Source organism: Streptomyces sp. NPDC093085 (assembly GCF_040683935.1).
GTDB lineage: Bacteria > Actinomycetota > Actinomycetes > Streptomycetales > Streptomycetaceae > Streptomyces.
The window spans coordinates 116,927-139,352 of record NZ_JBFBFB010000016.1 but is presented as its reverse complement, the minus strand read 5'-3'; the positions used below and the strand labels follow the sequence as shown (position 1 = coordinate 139,352).

19 protein-coding genes are annotated in these 22,426 nt (G+C 70.2%); 10 read left to right on the top strand and 9 right to left on the bottom strand.

Annotated features, from left to right (window positions below):
* Positions 1–26: 26 nt before the first annotated feature.
* Both dnaN and dnaA read right to left on the bottom strand, forming a co-directional pair.
* Complete coding sequence (dnaN, locus tag AB0O07_RS31795) at positions 27–1,157, bottom strand: DNA polymerase III subunit beta (protein ID WP_365639885.1); 1,131 nt, start codon at positions 1,155–1,157, stop codon at positions 27–29.
* 902 nt (positions 1,158–2,059) lie between these two features.
* On the bottom strand, positions 2,060–3,829 hold the full coding sequence (dnaA, locus tag AB0O07_RS31790; protein WP_365639882.1) for a chromosomal replication initiator protein DnaA: 1,770 nt from the start codon (positions 3,827–3,829) through the stop codon (positions 2,060–2,062).
* Positions 3,830–4,230: 401 nt separating this feature from the next.
* Between dnaA and rpmH the strand changes: the two genes are divergently transcribed.
* From rpmH to AB0O07_RS31745, 9 genes are all read left to right on the top strand, one after another.
* A complete protein-coding gene (gene rpmH / locus AB0O07_RS31785; protein WP_003975051.1) occupies positions 4,231–4,368 on the top strand; it encodes a 50S ribosomal protein L34 in 138 nt (45 codons plus the stop codon).
* 26 nt (positions 4,369–4,394) lie between these two features.
* Positions 4,395–4,766: a ribonuclease P protein component gene (gene rnpA / locus AB0O07_RS31780; protein WP_365639880.1), complete on the top strand. Its 372-nt coding sequence runs from the start codon at positions 4,395–4,397 to the stop codon at positions 4,764–4,766.
* Positions 4,763–5,122 (top strand): membrane protein insertion efficiency factor YidD, encoded by a 360-nt coding sequence (gene yidD, locus AB0O07_RS31775; protein WP_329822809.1) that lies wholly within the window; start codon positions 4,763–4,765, stop codon positions 5,120–5,122. Before rnpA ends, yidD begins: the two co-directional genes overlap by 4 nt.
* A 3-nt stretch (positions 5,123–5,125) precedes the next feature.
* Complete coding sequence (gene yidC / locus AB0O07_RS31770; protein WP_365639878.1) at positions 5,126–6,415, top strand: membrane protein insertase YidC; 1,290 nt, start codon at positions 5,126–5,128, stop codon at positions 6,413–6,415.
* 14 nt (positions 6,416–6,429) lie between these two features.
* Positions 6,430–6,942, top strand: coding sequence for a R3H domain-containing nucleic acid-binding protein (locus AB0O07_RS31765; RefSeq protein WP_365639875.1), 513 nt, complete (start codon positions 6,430–6,432; stop codon positions 6,940–6,942).
* A 107-nt stretch (positions 6,943–7,049) separates the two neighbouring features.
* Complete coding sequence (gene rsmG / locus AB0O07_RS31760; RefSeq protein ID WP_365639873.1) at positions 7,050–7,766, top strand: 16S rRNA (guanine(527)-N(7))-methyltransferase RsmG; 717 nt, start codon at positions 7,050–7,052, stop codon at positions 7,764–7,766.
* A gap of 270 nt (positions 7,767–8,036) precedes the next feature.
* Positions 8,037–9,113: an AAA family ATPase gene (locus tag AB0O07_RS31755; protein ID WP_365639870.1), complete on the top strand. Its 1,077-nt coding sequence runs from the start codon at positions 8,037–8,039 to the stop codon at positions 9,111–9,113.
* A complete protein-coding gene (locus AB0O07_RS31750; protein ID WP_365639868.1) occupies positions 9,110–10,219 on the top strand; it encodes a ParB/RepB/Spo0J family partition protein in 1,110 nt (369 codons plus the stop codon). Before AB0O07_RS31755 ends, AB0O07_RS31750 begins: the two co-directional genes overlap by 4 nt.
* Before the next feature lie 45 nt (positions 10,220–10,264).
* On the top strand, positions 10,265–10,882 hold the full coding sequence (locus tag AB0O07_RS31745) for a GNAT family N-acetyltransferase (RefSeq protein WP_365639865.1): 618 nt from the start codon (positions 10,265–10,267) through the stop codon (positions 10,880–10,882).
* Between the two features lie 105 nt (positions 10,883–10,987).
* Here AB0O07_RS31745 and trxA read toward each other — a convergent pair whose 3' ends face one another.
* The 7 genes from trxA to AB0O07_RS31710 form a co-directional block, all read right to left on the bottom strand.
* The gene (gene trxA / locus AB0O07_RS31740) at positions 10,988–11,317 is read right to left on the bottom strand and encodes a thioredoxin (RefSeq protein WP_365639862.1); all 330 of its coding nucleotides are present in this window, start codon (positions 11,315–11,317) and stop codon (positions 10,988–10,990) included.
* Positions 11,318–11,360: 43 nt separating this feature from the next.
* Complete coding sequence (gene trxB / locus AB0O07_RS31735; RefSeq protein WP_365639860.1) at positions 11,361–12,332, bottom strand: thioredoxin-disulfide reductase; 972 nt, start codon at positions 12,330–12,332, stop codon at positions 11,361–11,363.
* A 117-nt stretch (positions 12,333–12,449) separates the two neighbouring features.
* Positions 12,450–13,472 (bottom strand): hypothetical protein, encoded by a 1,023-nt coding sequence (locus tag AB0O07_RS31730; protein WP_365639858.1) that lies wholly within the window; start codon positions 13,470–13,472, stop codon positions 12,450–12,452.
* Positions 13,469–14,173: an RNA polymerase sigma factor SigM gene (sigM, locus tag AB0O07_RS31725; protein WP_365639856.1), complete on the bottom strand. Its 705-nt coding sequence runs from the start codon at positions 14,171–14,173 to the stop codon at positions 13,469–13,471. Before sigM ends, AB0O07_RS31730 begins: the two co-directional genes overlap by 4 nt.
* Positions 14,174–14,199: 26 nt before the next feature.
* Positions 14,200–15,900, bottom strand: coding sequence for a protein kinase family protein (locus AB0O07_RS31720; protein ID WP_365639853.1), 1,701 nt, complete (start codon positions 15,898–15,900; stop codon positions 14,200–14,202).
* 119 nt (positions 15,901–16,019) lie between these two features.
* On the bottom strand, positions 16,020–18,161 hold the full coding sequence (murJ, locus tag AB0O07_RS31715) for a murein biosynthesis integral membrane protein MurJ (protein WP_365639852.1): 2,142 nt from the start codon (positions 18,159–18,161) through the stop codon (positions 16,020–16,022).
* A gap of 45 nt (positions 18,162–18,206) precedes the next feature.
* Positions 18,207–20,708, bottom strand: coding sequence for a DUF6049 family protein (locus AB0O07_RS31710; RefSeq protein WP_365639956.1), 2,502 nt, complete (start codon positions 20,706–20,708; stop codon positions 18,207–18,209).
* A gap of 202 nt (positions 20,709–20,910) precedes the next feature.
* Here AB0O07_RS31710 and AB0O07_RS31705 point away from each other — a divergent pair, with 202 nt between their 5' ends.
* Positions 20,911–22,380, top strand: a complete 1,470-nt coding sequence (locus tag AB0O07_RS31705) for a CCA tRNA nucleotidyltransferase (protein ID WP_365639849.1) — start codon at positions 20,911–20,913, stop codon at positions 22,378–22,380.
* Positions 22,381–22,426 lie beyond the last annotated feature (46 nt).

Here is a 22,426-nt window from a genome sequence, read left to right as displayed (position 1 = left end):
CCGGACCCGGCCACTCACCTGTGGGGTCAGCCGCTCAGGCGTACCGGCATGATCAGGTACTTGTACGCCTCGTCCGCCTCCGCGTCGACGGCCGGGCGCCCGCTCAGCAGCGCCGGCTTGGTGGAGGTGGTGAAGGAGAGCTGGGCCACCGGGGAGTCGATCGCGCTCAGACCGTCCAGCAGGAAGGTCGGGTTGAAGGCGATCGAGATGTCGTCGCCCTCCAACTGCGCGTCCACCCGCTCCACAGCCTGTGCGTCGTCGCTCGACCCCGCCTCCAGGATCAGCACGCCCTGCTCGAAGCTGAGCCGTACGGGGGTGTTCCGCTCCGCGACCAGGGCCACGCGCTTGACGGCCTCGACGAACGGGGCGGTCTCGATCACCGCGACCGAGTTGAACTCGGTGGGGAAGAGCGTCCGGTACTTCGGCAGATCGCCTTCCAGCAGCCGGGTGGTGGTACGCCGCCCCGCGCCCTCGAAGCCGATCAGCCCCTCGCCGGCGCCGGAGCCCGAGAGCGCCAGCGAGACGGTGTCGCCGTTGGTGAGCGCCTTCGCGGTGTCCAGCAGCGTCTTGGCGGGCACCAGGGCGACCGCGGAGATGTCGGGGACCTCCGGCTTCCACAGGAACTCACGGACCGCGAAGCGGTAGCGGTCGGTCGAGGCCAGGGTGACCGTGTCGCCCTCGATCTCGATCCGTACGCCGGTGAGCACCGGCAGCGTGTCGTCCCGGCCCGCCGCGATGGCGACCTGGGCGGCGGCGGAGGCGAAGACCTCACCGGGGACGGTGCCGGTGGCCGTGGGCATCTGCGGCAGCGCCGGGTACTCCTCCACCGGCAGGGTGTGGAGGGTGAAGCGGGAGGAGCCGCAGACCACGGTCGCCCGGACCCCGTCCGTGGAGATCTCCACCGGGCGGTTGGGCAGCGCGCGGCAGATGTCGGCGAGCAGCCGGCCGGAGACGAGGACGGTGCCGTCCTCCTCCACCTCGGCGTCGACCGAGACCCGCGCCGAGACCTCGTAGTCGAAGCTGGAGAAGGAGAGAGCGCCCTCCTCCGCCTTCAGCAGAAGGCCGGCGAGCACCGGCGCGGGCGGACGGGCCGGAAGGCTGCGGGCCACCCAGGCCACCGCCTCCGCGAGTACATCGCGCTCCACCCGGATCTTCACCGGAACCGCCTCCTGCTGTCGCTGGCTCGCCCTGCTGGCCTTCGTCGTCGGCTGTGATGCCGGGGACCAGTCTGACGTACCGCACCGACAGTCGGTGCTGTCGCGGGTCAAGTCGGGGCGAGGCGTTCCGGAGCGCCGAGCGCGAAGTTGTGCACAGGCCCCACTTCCAAACGGCTTCCTCGCTGACTCTGAGTGGTAGTAGTAGTAGGCCTTGTGGAAACCGTGGAAAACGCCGTAAGCGCAGGTCAAGCCCGGTTTTTTATCCACCGGGCTTGTGGGCGGGGCCGTGGAGAAACCGGCTCTTCTGTGGACAGCCGAAAGTTGTGCACACCCCATACACAGGACACGGTGACTTCTCCCCAGGCGCGTCCCCAGTTTTACCCACGTTCCCCACAGGCCAACCGGGCACCTTGGTGTGATGCCTTTCACTCGACTCAGCGATCCCGGGTGTTTCGTTGCCGAACAGTGGACAGGGCTGTGGAGAAGCTGTGGGCGACGGACGGCTGCCTGTGGGCCGCCGGTGGACAACTCCTTCCGCCCCCTGTGGACAGAAAATCCGTCCACACCCTGTGGAGCGCGGTCAGCCACAAATCCACACCCCGCTGAGCTGGCCCGATGCACAGATGGCGGTACCTCCTGTGGACAGGGTCGGGACAACTCCGGGGTCCCCAGGCTGTGGACGGCAGATTCTGCCCGAATCTGTGGAGAAGAGGCCCCACCGCGATGTATTCGAACAGCCGGGGCGGTCCACCGAGCTGCCCGCACCACGTCCGCGGGGGCCGGGAGAACGGAAAAGGCGCCCCGGGAGCGTGCCGTACGGAGGCGTACGGAGCCCGGGGCGCCCTGATGCGCGAGGCGCGGTCGGCCGTGAGCGGGCCGGCCGGCGCGGTCAGCCGGCGCGGTCAGCCGTTCTTGATGCGGTTCGTCAGCTCGGTGACCTGGTTGTAGATGGAGCGACGCTCCGCCATCAGCGCCCGGATCTTGCGGTCCGCGTGCATGACGGTCGTATGGTCCCGGCCGCCGAACTGCGCGCCGATCTTCGGCAGCGAGAGATCCGTCAGCTCCCGGCAGAGGTACATCGCGATCTGCCGGGCCGTGACGAGCACCCGGCTCCGTGAGGAACCGCACAGATCGTCCACCGACAGCCCGAAGTAGTCGGCGGTCGCCGCCATGATGTTGCCCGCGGTGATCTCCGGGGCCGCGTCCTCCGTACCGGGGATCAGATCCTTCAGCACGATCTCGGTGAGCCCGAGGTCCACCGGCTGCCGGTTGAGCGAGGCGAAGGCCGTGACCCTGATCAGCGCGCCCTCCAGCTCGCGGATGTTCCGCGAGATCCGCGAGGCGATGAACTCCAGCACCTCCGGCGGCGCGTTCAACTGCTCCTGGACGGCCTTCTTGCGGAGGATCGCGATCCGGGTCTCCAGCTCCGGCGGCTGGACATCGGTGGTCAGCCCCCACTCGAAGCGGTTGCGGAGCCGGTCCTCCAGCGTGATGAGCTGCTTGGGCGGCCGGTCCGAGGAGAGCACGATCTGCTTGTTGGCGTTGTGGAGCGTATTGAACGTGTGGAAGAACTCCTCCTGCGTCGACTCCTTCGACGCCAGGAACTGGATGTCGTCGACGAGCAGGATGTCGACATCGCGGTACCGCTTGCGGAAGGTGTCGCCCTTGCCGTCCCGGATCGAGTTGATGAACTCGTTCGTGAACTCCTCGGAGGAGACGTATCTCACCCGCGTACCGGGGTAGAGGCTGCGCGCGTAGTGCCCGATGGCGTGGAGCAGGTGCGTCTTGCCGAGTCCGGACTCGCCGTAGATGAAGAGCGGGTTGTACGCCTTGGCCGGGGCCTCGGCGACCGCGACCGCCGCCGCGTGCGCGAACCGGTTGGACGCGCCGATCACAAAGGTGTCGAAGAGGTACTTCGGGTTGAGCCGGGCCTGCGGCTCACCGGGGCCCGGCGCCGGGGCGGGCTGGGCGCCCAGCGGCCCCGGCGCGCCGCCGGGCGCGCGGACCACGCTCTGCCCGCCGCCGTGCGGCGGGGCCGGCGGCTCCGGGAGGTCGTGGCGCTCACGCCGGTCGGGGGCCTGCTCGTAGAGGGAGCGGTCCGGGCCCTGGGGCCGGTGGTAGTCGTGCTGCTGGGGCCTGGCCGTGGCGTACGGGTCGCGGTCCTGGTAGCCGCCGGGAGCGGAGTGCCAGGAGAGCTCCTCCTGGGTGCGCGGCCAGGCGCCGGGCTCGGGGCGCTGCTGCTGGTAGTCGGGGTAGGCGGGGCGGACCGAGGGCAGCGGGTCGTCGGCGGGGCGGCGCCCGTAGCCGTCGTACGGCTCCTCCTGGCGCGGCTCGTCGTGCGGCGGGCCCGGGTAGCGGTGCTGCCGGGGGACGGGCGGGGCCGGCGGGGTGGGTTCGCCCGCCGAGTCGTCCACGGTGATCGCGATCCGGATCGGCCGGCCGCACTCGTGGCTGAGGGTCTCGCTGATCAGCGGGGCGAGACGGCCCTCCAGGACGCGCTTGCCCCATTCGTTGGGGACGGCGAGCAGCGCGGTGTCGGCGACCAGGGCGAGCGGCTGACACCGTTCGATCCACTGTTTGTCCTTGGGCTCGACACCCTGCTGGCCCTCCCTGAGGAGCTGCTCCAGCACGCGTGGCCACACTGCGGCAAGATCGGCGGGTACATCAGCCACAAGGCACGCTCTCTCGCTGGTCCCACGAATGTGTGGTTCTACGGGACGGGGTGGGAAGGCCGGCGGACAGGGAAAGCCGGGGTGAAGTCGGACCGGCGGACAGGGGTCGCCTCCGCCACGGTAGTCAGGCCGGGGCGCGCGGTTCAAGTTGTTGTCCACAGCCTGTGCACAATGGGGGGCGGTGCGGAGCTGGTTTGACCGGATGGCGTAGCCGCGCGTACCGTGACCAGGTCGAGTTGTCGATGGCTGCTGCCGCCTGCCTCCGATGGGCAAAGATCACGATCTGTGGTTGTGAAGCGGTGCACTCGGGCGTGATCGCGAGCTTCTCAAACTTCTCGTGGGCGCACGGTGACAGCCAGGCGATGTCCCGCCGTCCACACATCTTTTTCTGGAGCCCCCGAGTGAGCAAGCGCACCTTCCAGCCGAACAACCGCCGTCGCGCCAAGACCCACGGGTTCCGGCTGCGGATGCGTACCCGTGCCGGCCGCGCGATTCTCGCGACGCGTCGCAGCAAGGGTCGCGCCCGCCTGTCCGCCTGATCACCTGCTGACACACAGGTCATGACGTGCTGCCTACCGAGAATCGGCTGAGGCGGCGCGAGGACTTCGCGACCGCGGTACGGCGGGGACGCAGGGCCGGGCGCCCGCTTCTCGTCGTCCATCTGAACAGCGGTGCTACGGACCCGCACGCGTCCGGGGAGAACGCTCCCCCGCCGCGTGCGGGTTTCGTCGTAAGCAAAGCGGTGGGTGGCGCGGTCGTCCGCAACCGTGTGAAGCGGCGTCTGCGCCATCTCATACGCGACCGCTTGTTCGAGCTGCCCCCCGGTAGCCTGGTGGTCGTACGGGCGCTGCCCGGATCGGGCGACGCCGATCATGCACTACTGGCCCGGGACCTGGACGCCGCTCTCCGGCGGCTGCTGGGAGGGGGCGCGCGATGAAGTACCCGCTGCTGGCTCTGATCAAGCTGTACCAGTGGACGATCAGCCCGCTTCTCGGGCCTGTCTGCCGGTACTACCCGTCGTGTTCGCACTACGGATATACGGCCATCGACCGTCATGGCGCGGTGAAGGGCACGGCCCTGACCGCCTGGCGCATTCTGCGGTGCAATCCGTGGTCGCCGGGGGGCGTGGACCATGTCCCGCCGCGTAAACGGCCTCGGTGGCATGAACTGCTGCGCAACGCGTGGCGCGGCGGTAAGGGCGGGCGGCCCGCCGCTGGCGTGCCTTCCGGGGGATCGGCCCCCGACACCCCCAGTCCGGCCGCAGAGACCTCGCCCAAAGCTCAAGGAGCCTGATTAGTGGACACGATTGCCAGTCTGTTCAGTTTCATCACCACCCCAGTTTCCTGGGTCATCGTCCAGTTCCACTCGCTGTACGGGATGATCTTCGGCCCGGACACGGGCTGGGCCTGGGGACTGTCCATCGTGTCCCTGGTGGTACTGATCCGTATCTGCCTGATCCCGCTCTTCGTGAAGCAGATCAAGTCGACGCGGAACATGCAGGTGCTCCAGCCGAAGATGAAGGCGATCCAGGAGCGCTACAAGAACGACAAGCAGCGTCAGTCCGAGGAGATGATGAAGCTGTACAAGGAGACGGGTACCAACCCGCTCTCCTCGTGCCTGCCGATCCTCGCGCAGTCGCCGTTCTTCTTCGCGCTGTACCACGTGCTCTCCAGCATCGCGAGCGGCAAGACCATCGGCGTGATCGACCAGCGGCTGCTGGACAGCGCCCGTCAGGCGCATATCTTCGGCGCCCCGCTGGCCGCGAAGTTCCTGGACAGCAGTGAGAAGGTCGCCTCGCTCAACGCGTCGCTGACCGATGTGCGGATCGTCACCGCCATCATGATCATTCTGATGTCGGCGTCGCAGTTCTACACGCAGCGCCAGCTCATGACGAAGAACGTCGACCTGACGGTCAAGACGCCGTACATGCAGCAGCAGAAGATGCTGATGTACATCTTCCCCGTGATCTTCGCGGTCACCGGTGTGAACTTCCCCGTCGGTGTCCTCGTCTACTGGCTGACCACCAACGTGTGGACCATGGGCCAGCAGATGTACGTGATCAACCAGAACCCGACCCCGGGCAGCAAGGCGCAGGACCAGTACCTTCAGCGTCTGCTGAAGGCCATCACCACCCGGGGCGAGGTGCGCTCGCGCCGCAAGCGCTCCGTCGTCCAGGCGATCGTGGCCAAGGGGCCGGACCGTAACGACAACGAGCGCAAGTTCATCGTGAGCCTGGGCAAGGCCGGTCTGGCCGCCCAGCCCGACGGCACGGTGATCAAGAGCGACACCGCCGCCGCCGAGGCGGAGGCGAGCGCGTCGGCCAAGCGCCAGCAGCCCAAGCGGCAGACCAAGGCGCAGCGCCAGTCCGCCGGCTCGCAGAGCGGTACGGACCGGGCGTCGTCCGGTGGTTCCGAGCAGGGCGGGGCGGGCAGCACGGAGGCGAAGCCCTCGCTGCGGAAGCAGGAGGAGCCGCAGGACTCTCCGTCCCAGCCGGCGGCCAAGCCCGCCGGGGGTGCCACACGTCAGAAGGCCAAGTCGGGTCAGCGCAAGGGCCAGCAGCGGCCCAAGCACCCGTCCAAGAAGTAAGAAGGAGTCTCACCGTGACGGAAGGCACCGTCTCTGCCGCCCCCGAGGGGGGCGACACCCTGACCCGCCTGGAGCAGGAGGGGGAGATCGCGGCCGACTACCTTGAGGGCCTGCTCGATATCGCCGATCTCGACGGCGATATCGACATGGACGTCGAGGCAGACCGGGCCGCCGTCTCGATCATCAGCGACACGGCCGGCGGGGATCTCCAGAAACTGGTCGGGCGGGACGGTGAGGTCCTGGAGGCGCTTCAGGAGCTGACGCGTCTCGCGGTCCACCGTGAGACCGGGGACCGCAGCCGGCTGATGCTGGACATCGCGGGGTTCCGGGCGAAGAAGCGCACCGAGCTGGCCGAGCTGGGCGCCAAGGCGGCGGACGAGGTGAAGTCCACCGGTGAGCCGGTGAAGCTCTCCCCGATGACGCCCTTCGAGCGGAAGGTCGTGCACGACGCGGTCGCCGCGGCGGGTCTGCGCAGCGAGTCCGAGGGCGAGGAGCCCGAGCGCTTCGTCGTGGTGCTCCCTGCCTGAGCGGTTCAACGTTTTCTCGGCCCCGTCTGTCGCGCAGGCGGGGCCGATCTTTGTCAGCCTGATAGTTCAGCCACCGGTGGGTGGTTCGGTATGGAAGGACGGTTCCCGTGACGGAGGCAGCAGAGCTTCCCCCCGCACCGGACGAGGCACGCACGGTGTTCGGTGAGTTCTTTCCGGAGGCTGTCCGCTACGCGGAGCTGCTGGCGGACGCGGGGGTACGGCGCGGTCTGATCGGCCCCCGGGAGGTGCCGCGCCTCTGGGAGCGCCACCTGCTGAACTGCGCGGTGCTCTCCGAGGTCGTCCCCGACGGGGTGACGGTCTGCGATGTCGGCTCCGGCGCGGGGCTTCCCGGGATCCCGCTCGCCCTGGTGCGGCAGGACCTGAAGATCACGCTGCTGGAGCCGCTGCTCCGGCGGACGAACTTCCTCCAGGAAGTGGTCGAGCTGCTGGGGCTGGACCATGTGACGGTGGTACGCGGCCGGGCCGAGGAGGTCCTCGGCACGTTGCAGCCGGTCCATGTGGTGACGGCACGTGCGGTGGCGCCGCTGGACCGGCTGGCGGGGTGGGGGGTGCCGCTGCTCCGTCCGTACGGGGAGATGCTGGCCCTGAAGGGCGACACGGCCGAGGAGGAGATCAAGGGGGCCCGCGCGGCGCTGAGCAAGCTCGGCGTGGTGGACACCTCGGTGCTCCAGGTCGGGGAGGGCGTCGTCGACCCGCTCGCCCGGGTGGTGCGGGTGGAGGTCGGGGAGTCCCCCGGCGGTGTGAGGTTCGCGACGAAGCGGGCCAAGGCCGCACGGGCCGGCCGTGCACGGCGCCGGCGCTGAGGCCGTACAGTCCTCTCTGGCCATCAGCCGGTGATGGTCCATACAAGCTGCCGTACCCGAGCCGTGCGGAGTGTCGTGATGGCCTAGCCCTGCGGCGCGTGCATCGTGTTTCACGTGAAACGTCGCTCACTGCTTCAGGGCATCATCACCCGAGGCCGCGCGGCCGCCACACCGCGCGGCCGTAAACCCCTCGTTCGGGGGGCGGGGTTGTCCACAGACGCGGATTCATCCACAGATCCACGGGCCTCGCTGGTTCATGACCCCGAAAGCATGGCAGGCTCTGTCCATTGCGAGTCTGAAGTCGAGGAGAGTGAATCCTTGCGGTCCGACGCCAACATCGCGGGACCGATGGCCGATCCGGTCCCCGGTCCCCGCACCGAGTCGCTGGGGGAGGATGTTTCACGTGAAACACCGCCCCCGATGGACGACACCCCCATTGGCCGCGCTGCCCAACTGGCGGTGGAGGCACTGGGACGGGCCGGCGAGGGCCTGCCACGCCCCGAGCAGACCCGCGTCATCGTTGTCGCCAATCAGAAGGGCGGCGTAGGCAAGACCACCACCACGGTCAACCTCGCCGCATCGCTCGCGCTCCATGGCGCGCGCGTCCTGGTGGTCGACCTCGATCCGCAGGGCAACGCCTCCACGGCGCTGGGGATCGACCACCACGCCGAAGTTCCTTCGATCTATGACGTCCTCGTGGAGAGCAAGCCGCTCTCCGATGTGGTCCAGCCGGTCCCGGACGTCGAAGGTCTCTTCTGTGCCCCGGCCACCATCGATCTCGCCGGTGCGGAGATCGAGTTGGTGTCGCTGGTGGCACGGGAGAGCCGACTGCAACGGGCGATCGAGGCGTACGAGCAGCCGCTGGACTACATCCTCATCGACTGCCCGCCCTCGCTCGGCCTGCTGACCGTCAATGCGATGGTCGCGGGGGCAGAGGTCCTGATCCCCATCCAGTGCGAGTACTACGCGCTGGAAGGGCTGGGCCAGTTGCTGCGGAACGTCGATCTGGTGCGGGGGCATCTCAACCCCACGCTCCATGTGTCGACGATTCTGCTCACCATGTACGACGGGCGGACCCGGCTCGCCTCGCAGGTGGCGGACGAGGTCCGGAGTCACTTCGGCAACGAGGTGCTGCGGACGAGCATTCCGCGCTCCGTCCGGATCTCGGAGGCTCCGAGCTACGGACAGACGGTGCTGACCTATGATCCGGGTTCCAGTGGTTCCCTCTCGTACCTCGAAGCCGCCCGCGAGATCGCCCTGCGGGGGGTGGGGGTCCACTATGACGCCCAGCAGGCCCATGTGGCCATCCAGAACAGCCAGCAGAGCATGTCGGAGGGGATCCAGTGAGCGAGCGACGTAGGGGACTGGGGCGTGGGCTCGGTGCACTGATCCCGGCCGCTCCCCAGGAGCAGCCGGCGCCCGCCTCCGGGGTGGCCACGGCCGCTCCGGGAGCCGCGCCGGTACTGACTGCGGACCGGGGGGTGGCCGCCGCGAAGGTGACCTCGCTGCCGACCGCGACCGTCTCCCCGGAGACGGAGCCCGTCGTACCGGAGCGGACGGCCCCACCGGCACCGGCGCCCGAACCGGTGGTGGCCGGGGCCTACTTCGCCGAGGTGCCGATCGACGCGATCACGCCGAATCCGCGCCAGCCCCGTGAGGTCTTCGACGAGGACGCGCTCGCCGAGCTGGTCACCTCCATCAAGGAAGTCGGGCTCCTCCAGCCGGTCGTCGTACGGCAGGTGGGCGCGGAGCGCTTTGAGCTGATCATGGGCGAGCGGCGCTGGCGGGCCTGCCGCGAGGCCGGCCTGGAGACCATCCCGGCGATCGTGCGGGCCACGGACGACGAGAAGCTGCTCCTGGACGCGCTGCTGGAGAACCTGCACCGGGCCCAGCTCAACCCGCTGGAAGAGGCCGCGGCGTACGACCAGTTGCTGAAGGACTTCAACTGCACGCACGACCAGCTCGCCGACCGGATCGGACGGTCGCGCCCGCAGGTCTCCAACACGCTCCGGCTGCTGCGGCTCTCCCCTCCGGTACAGCGCAGGGTCGCGGCCGGGGTGCTCTCCGCCGGTCATGCCAGGGCACTGATCTCGGTGGACGACTCCGAGGAGCAGGACCGGCTGGCGCACCGCATTGTGGCCGAGGGGCTCTCCGTACGGGCGATCGAGGAGATCGTGAACCTGATGGGGACGCACCCGCAGAGTGCCCCCAAGCCGAAGGGCCCGCGGGCCGGTGCCCGGCTCTCGCCGGCGCTGAGCGATCTGGCCTCGCGGCTCTCCGACCGCTTCGAGACCCGGGTGAAGGTCGACCTGGGGCAGAAGAAGGGGAAGATCGTGGTCGAGTTCGCCTCGATAGACGATCTGGACCGGATCCTCGGAACCCTCGCCCCCGGCGAGGGCCGCGTCCTGGAGCAGGGGACGGCCGAGGAGGGCGGGGAGACCGAGGAGGGCTGAGGCCGCCCACGGTGCGGCAGGGGAGAGAAGTGAGGAACGGCCTCCATGGGGCGTCGGCTCGTACCGGTCACGCTGGACAACCTGGCGTACCTCCCCCAGCGCTGCCGTACCTGCGTCTTCTGGGAGCTGGATCCGGTCAGCGGTGAGGCCGCGGTGGCGGCGGGGCGTGCGGAGGCGGAGAAGGAGGCATGGATCTCCGCCGTACTGCTGGAGTGGGGATCCTGCGGCCGTATCGTCGTCATCGACGATCTGCCGGTCGGCTTCGTCCTCTACGCGCCGCCCGCCTATGTCCCGCGCTCCCTGGCCTTCCCGACCAGCCCGGTCTCCCCGGACGCCGTACAGCTGATGACCGCCTGGATCATGCCCGGCTATCAGGGGCAGGGGCTGGGCCGGGTGATGGTGCAGACGGTGGCCAAGGATCTGCTGCGGCGGGATGTCAGGGCCATCGAGGCGTTCGGGGACAGCGGCTGGAAGGAACCGTCCTGTGTTCTGCCCGCCGACCATCTCACCGCAGTGGGGTTCAAGACGGTCCGCCCGCATACCCGCTACCCCCGGCTGCGGCTGGAGCTGCGGACCACGCTCTCCTGGAAGGAGGACGTGGAGATGGCGCTCGACCGGCTGCTGGGAGCGGTGAAGAAGGAACCGGCGCTGCGGCCGCTCTGAGGCGGTCGACGCGCCGGCGGAAACGGAGAACGGGTCCGTCCCCCACCTGGGGGACGGACCCGTTTCACGTGAAACATCGAGCGTCTGCCGACGCCCGTCGCTCCGTCAGGCGATGTAGTCGTCGAGGTCGCGGAGGAGCGCGGCCTTCGGCTTGGCGCCGACGATGGTCTTCACGACCTCGCCGCCCTGGTAGACGTTGAGGGTCGGGATGGACATGACGCCGTACTTGGCGGCGGTGCCCGGGTTCTCGTCGATGTTCAGCTTGACGATCTCGATCTTGTCGCCGTGCTCGGCGGCGATGGCCTCCAGCGACGGGGCGATCTGGCGGCACGGTCCGCACCAGGCGGCCCAGAAGTCCACCAGGACGGGCTTGTCGCTCTTGAGGACGTCCTCGTCGAAGGAGCTGTCGGTCACGTGCTTCAGGTCGCCGGCCACGGCGGCCTCCTTACGGGGTTGAGGGGTGTGCGGGGGAAAGGGGTCAGACGGTCTGGGGCTGCTCGGATGCGGCCTTCTCGCTGTCGCTCAGCGCGGCGAGGAAGCGCTCGGCGTCGAGGGCGGCGGAGCAGCCGGTGCCGGCGGCGGTGATCGCCTGCCGGTAGGTGTGGTCCACGACGTCACCGGCGCCGAAGACACCGGTGACGTTGGTCCGCGTCGACGGGGCGTCGACGGTCAGATAACCCTCGGCGTCCAGGTCGAGCTGGCCCTTGAAGAGTTCGGTGCGCGGGTCGTGGCCCACCGCGATGAAGAGGCCGGTCACCGCGAGCGGCGAGGTCTCGCCGGTCTTCGTGTTCCGCAGGGTCAGTCCGGAGAGCTTCTGGTCGCCGTGGATCTCGGCGACCTCGCTGTCCCAGGCGAACGAGATCTTCGGGTCGGCGAAGGCGCGCTCCTGCATCGCCTTGGAGGCGCGCAGGGTGTCCCGGCGGTGGACGATCGTGACGGACTTGGCGAACCGGGAGAGGAAGGTGGCCTCCTCCATCGCGGTGTCACCGCCACCGATCACGGCGATGTCCTGGTCCTTGAAGAAGAAGCCGTCGCACGTGGCGCACCAGGAGACACCGCGCCCGGAGAGGGCGTCCTCGTTGGGCAGGCCGAGCTTGCGGTGCTGGGAGCCGGTCGTGACGATCACGGCCTTCGCCCGGTGCACGGTGCCCACGGTGTCGGTGACCGTCTTGATCTCGCCCGTGAGGTCGACCGAGACGACATCGTCCGGGACCAGCTCGGCACCGAAGCGCTCGGCCTGGGCGCGCATGTTGTCCATCAGATCCGGGCCCATGATGCCGTCGCGGAAGCCCGGGAAGTTCTCCACATCGGTCGTGTTCATCAGCGCGCCGCCTGCGGTGACGGCGCCCTCGAAGACCAGCGGCTTCAGCGATGCGCGCGCGGTGTACAGCGCGGCCGTGTAGCCGGCGGGTCCGGAACCGATGATGATCACATTGCGGACGTCGCTCACGGGTTTTTTCCTTGTCTCTGCGACTGCACTACGGGGCCGGATCAACGCTTTCACCCCACCCAACGGATCCTACGGGTCCCGCATTCCCGAGTCGCCCGACGCTCCACCCGGGGGGCGTCAGCGGCGCGGGTAGGAGTGCGTCAGCAGAACGGTGCCGGCGGCCGAGGGGGCGTCCGTCACACAGGACGCGTCGACCACATAGGCCTGGACCCGGGTGCTGTCGCCGGAGACCGGCACCACGACGAGATACGCGGCGGTGTCCTGGTAGGTGCCCTGCTCCACCGCGAGCGCCGACAGCTCGCTGCCGATGCCCCGCTCGATACAGGGCGGCACGGAGGGCGCGGACTGGAACAGGGGGGAGTTCGAGGTGGTGTTCTGCTCGCTCTCCAGGGCGCGCGGCCGGCCCGCCTTGGTCTCGCCCGCTGTGGCGCCACCGCCACCTGCGGCGAGAAGGGTGTCCACCCGCTTCTGGAGCGGCGTGCCGGAGAACTGCCGGCTCTCCTCCGAGGCGTGGCCGGTGACCGGAGCGGCCTGGCCCGTGACATCGCCGGTGTCGGAGGCGGAGAACGACGGGACCAGCAGGACGCCGAGCCCCACGAGGGCGGTACCGAGCACGGCGCTCAGCACGGCTGCGCGCCGTCGCCGCGGACGCGGCCGTCCGCCGCGCCCGGGTCCGGTGCTGCCCGCCTTCGGCCGCCCTGCGGGGCGATCGGCGGGCCGCTCCGTGCCGGGACGGTCCACGGAGGGGCGATCGGCACGTACGGTGTCCGTCACGTCATCGGGTGCGTCGGCCCGGGGGGACGGTGTGGTCGCGGGCACTGTTTCACGTGAAACATCGGCTGTGGCCGATGGCGTCTCCGCCTCGGCGGCCCCCTCGGGTGTGGTCGCGTCGAGGAGTGCCTCCGCGGCGAGAGCGGCGTCGATACGGCCCGCGACATCGGCGGGCATCCTCGGCGGCCCCGGAAGGGTGCCCAGCAGGCCCCTGATCTCCTCCAGGGAGTCGTGGACATCGGCGCAGAGCACGCAGCCGTCGAGGTGCTTCCGCAGATCGGCGGTGCGCTCCGGTGACAGCACCCCCTCGGCGAGGTCGGCGATCTCCGAGACGTCCGGGTGCTGAGCGGTGTCGGTCGTCGAGGTCACGCGCGCCCACCTCCGCCCTTCACTCCGGCGGGATCGCTCGATCCCGCGTCCTTTGGTGCCGATGCCGGTGGGACGGATCCCCGCGGCGTCCGGTTCCTTCCCCGGTCGGAACCGCTGTTATCCCTGGTGTTCCCGCGTAGATGCGTGAGCAGGGGGAGAAGTCTGGCCCGGCCACGGGCACAGCGGCTCTTCACCGTGCCGACCGGCACACCGAGGACGGCGGCGGCCTCCGCCACGGGGTAGCCCTGCATGTCGACGAGGATCAGCGCGGCCCGCTGGTCGACCGGGAGGGTGGCCAGCGCCGCCAGCAGCTCCCGGTGGAGGTCCTGCCGCTCGGCGGGTGCCTCGGCCGACTCATGGGGTTCGAGGAGCTGCTCCAGCCGCTCCGTGTCGTCCATGGGGGAGGTCTTGCGGGAGGCCGCCTTGCGGGCCCGGTCGAGGCAGGCGTTGACGGTGATGCGGTGGAGCCAGGTGGTGACCGCGGAGTGGCCCCGGAAGGTGTGGGCGGCCCGGAAGGCCGAGACCAGGGCGTCCTGGACCGCGTCGGCGGCCTCCTCCCGGTCCCCGAGCGTCCGCAGGGCGACTGCCCAGAGCCGGTCACGGTGGCGCCGTACGAGCTCACCGAAGGCCCGGGGATGGCCCGCGACATGAGCGCTCAGCAGGTCCTGGTCGCTCGATTCGCCCAGGGAGATGTCGTCCACCGGTGGGCCCCCTCCCCTGTCTCCGGTCAGCCCGTGATCTGGATCTCCGAGATGCCCCCGCGGAAGCGGTTCGAGGATCCGTCCGGCGGCAGCTCGGTGATGTGGATCAATACGTACCGGGTCCGCAGGGGCTTGTCGAGGGTGGTCTTGAGGGTGGAACCCACCGTCTCCAGCTTGGTGAGCCGCTGGGAGAAGTCCCCGAGGGAGGTCGGATCCGAGGTGTCCGGGTCGGCGGCCAGCACCTCGGCCCGCTGTCCCGACCGGTACATCTGGACGTTGACGCCCGACACGTCCTGGACACTGCCGAGGTCGACGACGATTCCGCTGCCCTGCTTGAGGAGATTACCGAAATTGGGGTAGTTCCAGTACTGCTTGGTGACCCAGGCCGTCCCGTTGTCGCCGTCGACGGTGTTCGCCGCCTGCTCCGGCTTGATCGCGGAGCCCTCGGGCATGAACTCCTTCGCACCGCTGATCTTGAGCGGCGTGGCGGGCTTCGCGGACTTGTCGTCCTCGCCGGTGGTGATCTGGCTCGGGGTGGGTTCCGGGGTCCGGTCCCCCTCCAGCAGCCGGTCGGCGACCTGCCAGCTCCCCAGGCCCAGCGCGGCGATCAGCAGCGCGGCGACGGTCCACTTGAGGAGCTTGCCGGTGCGGCTCTGCAACGGGGGCGGCGGCGGTATCACCGGCACCGGGGAGGTCGGCCCGCCCGGCGGGGTCCGTCCGTAGCTGCCCTGCTGGTAGGTGGTTCGCTGGTACTCCGGCGGGGCCGCGAAGACGGGCTCCGGCGGCCGGATACGGGGCATCTCCGCGACCGCCGCCGCCAGCTCGTCCGGGGTGGTGCAGGGCGGCTCCTGCCGGGAGGCGGTGGCACCGTCGTTGATCAGGGCGCGCATCGCGAGTTCCGAGAGCCCCCGGTGGACGCCCGCGCGCACCTGGTCGGGGGCGATCAGCCCGACCCCCTTGGGGAGGCCGGAGAGCCCGTGGGCGTCGGTGTCGTACGGCCAGCGCTGGGTGAGGGCGGCGTACAGGAGCGCGCCGATCGCCTCGGTGTCGGTGCGCTGCGGGCGCTCCGCGCGGATGCCGCGCAGCGCGGCGTTCACGGCGAGGCCGCGGATCCGGTACTGGCCGGTGGAGGTCCGCAGCACGGCGCCGGGCGTCAGCCGCAGATGGGCCAGGCCCTCGCGGTGCGCGGCGGCCATGGCCTGGGAGACCTGGCTGACGAGCTGGTACGCGTCGTGGGCCTCCAGCGGGCCCGAGGCGAGGAGCGTGGTGAGCTCCACGGCATCCGGCAGCCACTCGTGGACGACGTAGACGAGGCTGTCCTCCTCGACGGCGTCGAGGACCTGGACGAAGCGGGGGTCGCCGAGGAGGGCCGCCGAGCGGGCCGCGGCGAGCACGGAGCGGGCACGGGGGTGGTCGGCGGGGAGCAGATGGACCCCGACGGCACGGCGCAGTTTCTCGTCGACCGCACGCCAGCTGCTGAAGCCGTCCAGACGGGTGACGCACTCCTCCAGGCGGTAGCGTCTGGCGAGTCTGTGGCCGCTGTGGACCGGCTCCGGGGTGCCCGGCTCGTCGTCCCGCCGCTCACTGCCCGTGGTCCGGGCGGAGTGCTCCGCCGTGTCCTGGGCTTTCGCCGACCCGTCGGTCGTGGCCTTGTCCGCCTTGGCGGCCGACGGCTTCTCGCCGCCGCTGTCGGCCACGTCGACGGCAGCCGTGCTACGTTCCGCCACCGTCGCTCCTGCCTCCCCATCCATTGCGCCCTGTCCAACAGCCAAGCCAATTGTGCCCACAGCCGGACGCTATGCACGACACGCGGCGGCCCGTGATGGTTGTGCCCGGCCGGGCCATCTCACCGTCCGAGGCGGCCCCTGACCATCCCGACCATGGCGTTCATCTCCTCGATGCGCATCTTCTTCGCCGCGACGAAGAAGAGCCCCAGCAGGACGACGCCGCCGGCGACCAGGGCGAGGACCGAGGCGAGGGCCGTGCTGCCCAGGTTCTCCAGGACGAAGTAGGAGACCGCGCCGGCCGCGAGGGCGCCGGGGACGGACGCCAGGCAGAGCCGGGCGTAGGTCCGCAGCACCCGTCCGCCGTCCAGGTCGCCGCCGAGCCGCTTCTTCAGCCGGCGCCAGGCCACCCCGACACCGACGGCGTAGGCCAGCCCGTAGGCGCCCGCCATGCCGACCACGGCCCAGCGCGCGGGCAGGACGACATAGGCGACGGCGGAGGCCGCCGCGTTCACCGCGGCGACGATGACCGTGTTGTAGAAGGGCGTCCTGGTGTCCTCGTACGCGTAGAAGCCGCGCAGGACGACGTACTGCACGGAGTACGGGATGAGGCCGAGGGCGAACGCCATCAGGATGAAGCCCATGGAGCGGGCGGACTGCACACCGCTGGAGGAGAACATGAGGATGGCGAGCGGGACACCGAGGGCGAGGAACCCGAAGGAGATCGGGACGATCGCGACCGCCGAGTTGCGCAGCCCCTGGGAGATGTCGTCGCGGACCGCGCCGGGGTCGCCGTCGCTGGCGGCGCGGGAGATCCGCGGCAGCAGGGCGGCCATCACGGAGACGGTGATGATGGCCTGCGGCATGCCCCAGATGAGCTGGGCGTTGGTGTAGGCGAGGATGCCCGCGCCGTCCGTGCCGGAGGCCTTGCCCGCGGCGGTGGCGAGCTGGGTGACGACCAGGACACCGGCCTGGTTGGCGAGGACGAACAGGACGGTCCACTTGGCGAGCTTGACCGTCTTGCCGAGGCCGTGGCCCTTCCAGTCGAACCGGGGACGGAACGAGAAGCCGGTCTCGCGGAGGTACGGGATCATCGCGAGCGCCTGGACGATGAGTCCGAGGAGCGTCCCGATGCCCAGCAGCCGCACGCCCTCCGGCGGGATGTTCGTGACGGTCATCCCGGAGTCGGCGGCGGTGCCGTACACCCAGATGAAGAGCCCGAACGTGGTGATCATGACGATGTTGTTGAGGACCGGGGTCCACATCATCGCGCCGAACTTGCCGCGCGCGTTGAGGATCTGGCCCATGACCACGTGCACGCCCATGAAGAAGATCGTGGGCAGGCAGTACCGGGCGAAGGTGACGGCCACGTTGTTGGCGGCCGGGTCGCTGGCGATCGGGTCCGACATCGCCTGGACCAGCCAGGGAGCCGCGAAGACGGCGAGCGCCACGATCGTGCCGAGCGCCACCATGACGAGGGTCAGCAGCCGGTTGGCGTAGGCGATGCCCCCGTCGTCGTCGTTCTTCATCGCCCGCACGAGCTGCGGTACGAAGACGGAGTTCAGGCCGCCGCCGACGGTGAGGATGTAGATCATCGTCGGAAGGGTGTAGGCGACGGTGTACGAGTCACCGAGGATCGCGGCGCCGAGCGCGGCGGTGATCACCAGGCTCCGTACGAAGCCGGTGAGCCGGGAGACCAGGGTGCCCGCGGCCATCAGCGCGCTGGACTTGAGCAGTCCGGCCGCCTTGCCGCCGGACTTCTTGGGGGGCGGCGGGGCGGGGGCCGCCTCGGGCTCCGGGGCGGCCACGGCCTGCGCCGAGGCCTGCTGGTCCTTGTAGAGGTGGGCGAAGGCGTCCGGGGCTCGGTCCTCGTCGCCGGCCCGGGTGACCAGGTCGTCGACGCCGGTGAACTCGGTGGTCCGCGCGTCGTCCCCGTACGAGAGCATCCGGGAGGGGCCGGAGGGCTCGGGCGGCGGGGTGCCGGCCCAGACCCGCGGGTCGGGGGCGGGGCGCTGGGGGCGCGGCGACCGGTAGAGGTCCTGGGCGTCCGGGTAGGTGCCGGGGGGCGGCGGCGGATGCGCGGCACGGTCGTACAGGGCCTCCCCCACCGGGTCCTGCGCGGAGAGGTCCTGGCCCCGGTAGGGGTCCTGTGCGTAGGCGTCCTGGACATACGGGTCCTGGGCGGGTGGCGGAGTCGGCGGGACCTGGCCTGCCGGATCGCCGCCCGTGCCCGGCCCACGGTCACCGTCGTACGGCGCGTTCATGGTTACCCCACCTCATCGTCCCCGGCCGACCGGCCACGACATCGCTCAACGGTCCACTTTCTCACCCGCGCCCGACGCGTCCGTGCTTTCCCGACCGGTGTCCGGTGTCGGGTCACTCGGCTGCCCGGGATCCGTGCCCTCGGCGGCCTCGGGTCCGGCCGTCCGCTCCGTGCCGTGCGTGTCCTGGCCGCCGCCCGTGGCGCCCGCGCCGTCCGGGGCGGGGCCGCCGTTTCCCGGCCCGGTGGCGTCCGTACCGTCCCGGTCGCCGTCACCGTCCCGGGGGCCGCCGTCGCCGTCCACCGGGGTGTCACCGGTGGTGCCGTCGCCGCCGTCCGCGGCAGCGGCGCCGGCCTTGCGGGCCACGGCCCGCTTGCGCTGGCTGTACATCTTCACCCCGGCGAGCACCAGCAGCAGCACACCGCCCGCGATGACGAGCATCACCGTCGGCGTGATCTCCGAGACCTTCACCTGGAAGGTCATCGGGTCGCCGTAGGGCTTGCCGTCCACCGTGTAGAGCTGCGCGGTCACCTGCACCGGACCGTTGGCGTTGCCCGCGCCGGTGAACTTCACCGACTGGCTGTGCCCGCCGTCGATCTTGATCGGCCGCTCGGCGACCGCCAGATCGCCGTCGAGCCGGAGCCGGGTCGGGTTGTCCGACTTCAGCCGCAGCACCAGGTTCTGTACGCCCTGGAGGAGCTGGTTCTGGACGGTCACCGGGATGGTCGCGCTGCGCCCCGAGAGGGTGAGCACGGACTTGGGGATGAGCCGTACCTCGTCGGTGAGGCTCTGGAGATAGGTGTCGACGGTGTCCCGGTACTGCTGGGCTTCGGCCGGCTCGCCGCGCCAGGATGTCGACATCGCCCGGCTGATCGCGTTCCCGAAGGGCGCTGCGACCCGGTCGGGCGCGCTGAGGATGGCCTTGAACTTGTCGAACCGGTCCTGGGTGTTCTTGATGTCGAGGAAGGTCTTGGCCGGCAGTTCCTGGGCGCGCAGCTTCTTCGGGTAGCGGGCGGCGCTCGGCACCTTTGTGGTGGCGTCCGTGTCCGGGCTCACCGCGGCCGCGGCGATCAGGTCCGTCGGCTCCGTCCAGCGTTCGGCGTCCAAGGCGCGCAGCGCGCGCGCCATCGACTGGGCCTGGGCCGCCGTCGGGGTCCGCTGCGGGGCGACCACCACGGTGCGCTGGTTCTCGGGCTCCTGGAGGGTGACGGCGAGCGACTGGGCCAGGAACTTCTGGACGGCGAGCGTGGAGCTGCTCGATGTCGCCATGTCGTCCTGGAAGGCGGTGGAGAGCCGGTAGTCCGCCACGACGGCCGTGGTGCCGCCGCCGATCGGCCGGGCGGCGTTCGGGGTGTACGGCAGGTTGTCCTGGAGGCTGTCGCTGCGGGTGATGACCTTGTGGGCGCCCGCGGAGGTCGCCACGTCGACGATCGACGGGTCGATCGCTCCCTCCACGGGCCAGGCGAAGTCCACGGACGGCTTGACGTGGAGGACGGTCTCCACGGTGTCGTCGGCCACGTCCGTGGCCGGCTGGAGGTTGCTGAGGGCGCCGGAGACGCTCTTGCCGCGGTGGGCGAGCGAGGCGAGGTCCGGGTCGGCGAACGGCAGCGCGACGACCTTGGCGTTCTTGACCGCCTTCTCCAGCGAGTCGAGCCACTTGACGGCCACGGCCTGGTTGCGCCCCGGCACCGTCGTGTCGCCGCTCCTGACCCGGTAGTTTCTGGTCATGGCGTCGGCGGTGGCGATCAGATCGGGGTCGATCACCCAGGTCACGGGGGACTGGGAGCCGAGCGAGACCATCTGCTCAAGACGTCCGCCGGACGCCAGCTCCTCGGCCAGGTCGTCGTTCTCGAAGACCGGGGTCTGCTGATCGTCGCGCCCGGTTTCGGCGGAGAGGTGGGTGGTGGAGATCAGCGGCCACAACATGGTGACCTGGGTGCGCTTGTCCGTCCGGTCCGGCTGCCAGGGGAGGAAGGTCCGCTGGATGCCGAGGATCCGGTCGTACGGGGCGGCCGGGGTCCGACCGGTCACCGAGACGCCGAGCTGGTAGACCCCGTCCTCGTCGAGCCCGAGCTTGCTCACGGGCACGGAGAGGGCGAAGTCCTGGGGGATGCCGGCCGGCAGCTCGGGGATGGTCACCTTGTACGCGCCGCCGAGCGGGGCCACGTCGCCGGAGACGCCGGTACGCGCCGCCGCGTCGTCGATGGCCGTCCGGCCGGCCATCCGGGGGCCGACACGGAGATCCACCTGCGCGTCGGTCACGGCGGTCTTGCCGGTGTTGGTGACCGTTCCCGAGATGGTCAGGGTGTCGCCCTTCACCGGGGCGCTGGGCGCCAGTGTGTCGAGCGCCACACGGACCGTACGGCCCTCGGAGGCCTGAAGGGCTTGCGGGGTCCGGGGGGCTTGGGGGGCCGTCGGGGCGGCGGTGGCCGGCGTACCGGCCAGCAGAGTCGCCAGGAGCGGCACCCCGGCGAGGAGAGGGGCTGTACGCCGCAGCCATCGGCGGGCAGGAGAATGGCCCGTCCCCTGGAAGTCTGCCGCCTCGGCCACGCGCTCGCCCGTCCCTCGTCTGCTGCCGTCGGTGGTTGTCGTTGCTGCGTCCACGCATGGTAACGATGTGCGCTGAGGCGAAGTGCTGGGGACCGCCCCACATGATCGGAAGAATCTCATGGGCGGCGGGAAACCCGTGAATCGACGGGTGGCCCGGAAACCGGGACGACCGGATGGGTCACGGCACGTACCCTTTTCTGCTGTGCCGAAAGCCAATGAAGACAACCCCAGTGCCCTCAGCCAGGTGCAGCGCCGCGCGGTCAGTGAACTGCTGCGGGTCTCCCCCGTCGCCGACGATCTCGCGCGCCGCTTCCAGGAAGCCGGCTTCGGGCTCGCCCTGGTCGGCGGCTCGGTCAGGGACGCCCTGCTGGGCAGGCTCGGCAACGACCTGGACTTCACCACCGATGCCCGCCCCGAGGACGTGCTGAAGATCGTGCGGCCCTGGGCGGACGCGGTGTGGGAGGTCGGGATCGCCTTCGGGACGGTCGGCTGCCAGAAGGACGCCCGGGTCGGGGAGGCCGACCAGCGCTTCCAGATCGAGGTGACCACCTACCGGTCGGAGGCGTACGACCGGACCTCGCGGAAGCCCGAGGTGTCCTACGGCGACTCCATCGAGGAGGATCTCGTCCGCCGGGACTTCACGGTCAACGCGATGGCCGTGGCCCTCCCCCAGAAGGATTTCATCGACCCTCACGGGGGTCTGGAGGACCTGGCGGCCCAGGTGCTGCGCACGCCCGGGACCCCTCAGGAGTCGTTCTCCGACGATCCGCTGCGGATGCTGCGGGCCGCGCGCTTCGCCGCCCAGCTCGGCTTCGAGGTGGCCCCGGACGTGGTTGCCGCCATGAACGACATGTCCGGACGTATCGAGATCGTCTCCGCCGAGCGGGTGCGGGACGAGCTGAACAAGCTGATCCTCGCCCCCCACCCCCGCCAGGGGCTGGCGCTGCTCGTCGAGACCGGGCTCGCCGAGCGGATCCTGCCCGAGCTGCCGGCGCTGCGGCTGGAGAGCGACGAGCACCACCGCCACAAGGATGTCTACGAGCACTCGCTGACCGTCCTGGAGCAGGCCATCGACCTGGAGGAGAGCGGCCCGGACCTGGTTCTGCGGCTGGCCGCCCTGCTGCACGACATCGGCAAGCCCCGGACCCGGAGGTTCGAGAAGGACGGACGGGTCTCTTTCCACCACCACGAGATGGTGGGCGCGAAGATGACCAAGAAGCGGATGACCGCGCTCAAGTACTCCAACGAGATGGTCAAGGACGTCTCGCGCCTGGTCGAGCTGCATCTGCGCTTCCACGGCTACGGGACGGGCGAGTGGACCGACTCGGCGGTCCGCCGCTATGTACGCGACGCGGGCCCGCTGCTGGACCGGCTCCACAAGCTGACCCGCTCGGACTGCACCACCCGCAACAAGCGCAAGGCGACCGCGCTCTCCCAGGCGTACGACGGTCTGGAGGAGCGCATCGCCCACCTCCAGGAGCAGGAGGAGCTCGATGCCATCAGGCCGGACCTGGACGGCAATCAGATCATGGAGATCCTGGATGTCGGCCCCGGTCCGGTGATCGGGAAGGCCTACGGCTTCCTGCTGGAGCTGCGGCTGGAGAACGGCCCGATGGAGAAGGGCGAGGCCGTGGCCGCGCTCAAGAAGTGGTGGGCGACGGCCCAGGGGTGAGAGCGGGCGGGGCATGTTTCACGTGAAACATCGCCTCCCCGCAGCT